Below are 2,835 nucleotides of genomic sequence, written 5' to 3' on the forward strand. Positions count from 1 at the left end.
CCCGAACCCGGCTTGTTCGCCCGCCCCGACGCCTGAGGACCACTCCCCACCCGCGACCAGCGGTCCTTCCCCAACCTCAACCACGAAACGGACACCAGGTCACGTCCGCACTCTCACATGACGGGGGCAGGGCCTCGCGATGTCTGTGTCGGGCTCATTAGGCGCGGTCAACCGTGATCAATGCACCCCAGAAGTCTGGCCCAGGGAACGGCCCTGCGGTCCCAGCTCGACCACCCGGATGAAGACGGTGGGCTCCGCGCCCTCCGTGTAGTAGCGATACTCCCTGTCACTGGCGAGCCGGGCACTCGCGCCTGGTCCCAGTCGCACGGTGCGGTCACCCACCTTCAGGACCAAGGTGCCGGACCTGACCAGGAAGAGTTCCTCCGAGCCGACAGGGTCGGGCTGGGCGTCGTAGTGGTCGCCGGGCTGGAGGGTCCACTCCCAGAGTTCGGGGCCGTCCACGCGGGCACTGCCGACATGCAGAAGACCACGGCTGCCGGTGCTACTCTCCCATACCTGCACTGGCCGCTCCGGCACATGGACCGGGTCATCGTTCGCGCTGGCCAGGAGGCTGGTGAAGTCGGTACCGAGGCCTCGGGCGATCTTGTCGACCGAGACCAGGCTCGGGTTGGCGCTGCCCTGCTCGATCATCGTCAGCATGCGACGGCTCAGTCCGGCCTTGTCTGCCAGTCCCTGAACTGTCAGTCCCGCGGCCCGTCGGCGCGCACGAACCTGTTTGCCGACCTCGGCCAGGAAGTCTCCGCTCGGCCCGTGGTCTTCGCCACTGCCCTCAGCGCTCATCTCTCACCCCTGCGTGCACTATATTGCTCACCATGGCTAACGGTATCCCAGTGCTGCGAAGCACGCCCGACATTCCGGCCGAGCGCCTGCTGGCAGCCCTGCGCACCGCGTTCACCGATCTTGCCCGAGGCAAGGCAGCCCAGCCCGTCCAGGTCCTCACTCCGCTGTCCGACGGCGGCGACGTCATCGCGTACCAGGGTGTACTCGATGGGATGTATGGGGTGAAAGTCTCCCCCTATCTGCCTCACGCAACCGACGGTCCGCTCGTCACGGCGTGGACGCTGCTGATGAGCACTAAAACCGGGCAGCCGGTGCTCCTGGTCGACTCGAAGGAGCTGACGGCACTGCGGACCGGGGCGACGACGGCGCTCGCCGTGGACTTGCTGGCCCGCGAGGAATCCGCTGTGTTGGCGATCATCGGCACCGGTCCCCTGGCCCAGGCACACCTGCGATACGCCCGGGAGGTGCGACCCTTCACGGACGTACGCGTGTACTCACCGGCCGTCGCGGCGGGGCGTCAGGACACCGGCTTCGACAGTGAGGTGCGGGTCGCGTCGGGCGTTGACGAAGCTGTCGAGGGCGCGGACGTCGTGCTGCTGTGCACGAGCGCGGCCGAGCCTCTGCTCGACGCGGCCGCGCTGCCGGCGGGCACGTTGATCACCTCCATCAGCACCAACGCGCCACGCGCTCATGAGATCGCGCCCGTCGGCCTGCCCGGCCTGGACGTGTACGGCGATCACCGGCCGACGGTCACGGCGTCGGCCGGCGAGATGGTGCTGGCCGCCGAACAAGGCCTGTGGAGCGGCAAGGATCTGCGAGGCGACCTCCCCGAGCTGCTGACCGACGCCTGTCCGCCGCCCAGCGGCGAGCGCCCGGTGTTCTTCCGTTCCATCGGTCTGGGCATCGAGGACATCGCCGTCGCACGGCTGCTGATCGAGGGCTGAGAGGACCTGTGCGTGTGCGGTCAGCAGCGGGCGAGGAACCGATGCAGGACTCGCGCACCGAACCTCAGGGACTCCAGCGGAACGCGTTCGTCGACACCGTGGAACATGGCGGCGAAGTCGAAGCCGGGCGGCAGCTTGAGTGGGGCGAACCCGTAACCGGCGATGCCGAGGGGTGCGAAGGAGGCGTTGTCGGTGGAGGCCGAGGAGCAGTAGGGCACGAGCTGTGCCCCGGGTCCTCCTCGCGCAGTGAGCGGTGCATGGCGTCGACGATGAGGTGCCGCGGATCGGACTCGTCGGCCGCGGTGAGGTCGATGACCTCGATGTCGACGGCCGGACCCGCAAGTCGCGCGATCTCGGACAGGAAGTCCTCCCCGAAGCCGGGGACGAAGCGGCCGTCGAGCAGCGCCTCGGCCTCGCCGGGGACGACGTTGAGGGGACCGCCCGCGCGCAGGACCGTCGGATTGGCGACGTGCCGCAGGGAGGAGGTGAGCAGTCCGGCGACGGGCGCCAACACGGTGCCCGCCAGCTCGGAGCCGTCAGCGGCAAGGTCAAGGCCCGACAGTGCCGACAGGTCGGTGATCGTGCCGGCCGACGTGGGAGTGAGCGTCAGCGGCCAGTCGTGCTCGGTGATGCGGGCGACGGCGGCGGCCAGTTCGCCGACGGCGGTGCGGCCGTATGTCAGCGAGCCGTGGCCCGAGACTCCGCGGGCCATGAGCCGGAGCCAGGCGACGCCCTTGCGGCCCGACTCCACGAGGTAGACGCGCCTCGTCGGGTCGAGGGAGACGGAGAAGCCTCCGACCTCGCTGACGGCCTGATCGTGCCGGCTGTCGGTCACGGTCACAGCACCTTCGAGAGGAAGGCGCGGGTGCGTTCGTGGGAGGGATCGCCGAGGACGGCATCCGGGGTGCCGTGCTCGACGACCCGGCCTTCGTCCAGAAAGGCGACCTGGTCGGCGACCTCGCGCGCGAAGCCCATCTCATGCGTGACCACGATCATTGTCATGTCTGTCTCCGCCAAGTCCCGCATGACGCTGAGGACTTCGCCCACCTTCTTGAGCACGCCCAGATGCCGGGACACCTCCGGTGCCGAC

General features: G+C 69.0%; 3 protein-coding genes and 1 pseudogene. 1 reads left to right on the forward strand and 3 read right to left on the reverse strand.

The window, feature by feature from the left end:
* Positions 1-177: 177 nt before the first annotated feature.
* Entirely contained in the window at positions 178-801 is a 624-nt protein-coding gene (locus ABZ646_RS44175) for an XRE family transcriptional regulator (protein ID WP_360532751.1), read from the reverse strand.
* Positions 802-833: 32 nt separating this feature from the next.
* Between ABZ646_RS44175 and ABZ646_RS44180 the strand changes: the two genes are divergently transcribed.
* Positions 834-1,745, forward strand: a complete 912-nt coding sequence (locus ABZ646_RS44180; RefSeq protein WP_360532754.1) for an ornithine cyclodeaminase family protein — start codon at positions 834-836, stop codon at positions 1,743-1,745.
* Positions 1,746-1,809: 64 nt separating this feature from the next.
* Here ABZ646_RS44180 and ABZ646_RS44185 read toward each other — a convergent pair whose 3' ends face one another.
* Entirely contained in the window at positions 1,810-2,580 is a 771-nt protein-coding gene (locus ABZ646_RS44185; RefSeq protein WP_360532757.1) for a peptidase dimerization domain-containing protein, read from the reverse strand.
* A 2-nt stretch (positions 2,581-2,582) separates the two neighbouring features.
* A pseudogene (locus tag ABZ646_RS44190) lies at positions 2,583-2,835 on the reverse strand (hypothetical protein); the annotation flags it as partial.

This window comes from Streptomyces sp. NPDC007162 (genome assembly GCF_040634175.1).
In the GTDB taxonomy this organism is placed as follows: Bacteria; Actinomycetota; Actinomycetes; order Streptomycetales; family Streptomycetaceae; genus Streptomyces.